The 465-nt window shown below is 42.6% G+C and carries 1 protein-coding gene; it reads left to right on the top strand.

All coding sequences use genetic code 11. The annotated features are described in order from the left end of the window. Nucleotides 1-465: MATE family efflux transporter (locus J7R05_RS07955; RefSeq protein ID WP_246468275.1), on the top strand; the 465-nt coding region annotated here is incomplete at both ends.

Below are 465 nucleotides of genomic sequence, written 5' to 3'. Positions count from 1 at the left end.
TGGGGTCGAAGCTTTAGCTGCGCATACGATTGGGATGCGTCTCGATATGCTTATTTCCGTGGTGGCTTTGGGAATTTCCAGCGCAGCCGCAACAATAGCAGCGTGGTATAGAGCAGATGGAAATAATATAGCTCTAAAACAGCTGCGTATGAGTGTCACAGTTTTTGCTGTAGCTTATGTCTTGTTTTTATCAGGAGTTGTTTATCTCTCTTATGGATTTATCCTTACAACCATCTTTGATATTTCTGAGGACAGCGTTGTTGTTTTCTCTTGGGAATTGTTTCCACTCGTCTTATTGTCTTTTGCTTTTGGCACTTTAGGAGCTATGCTCAATGGCATACTTGTGGGCTTGCTTGATACGTTTTGGTCAACAATTGTTGTCGCAATAAGCTATTGGGGGATAGGCTTATTTGGGGGAGCGCTCATGGCGCATTTTTTTGAAAATGGCTTTATTGGCTATTGGCT

Origin of the sequence: Bartonella capreoli (assembly GCF_902813205.1) — a bacterium.
Lineage (GTDB): Bacteria > Pseudomonadota > Alphaproteobacteria > Rhizobiales > Rhizobiaceae > Bartonella > Bartonella schoenbuchensis.
This window is presented reverse-complemented; position numbering and strand designations above follow the sequence as displayed.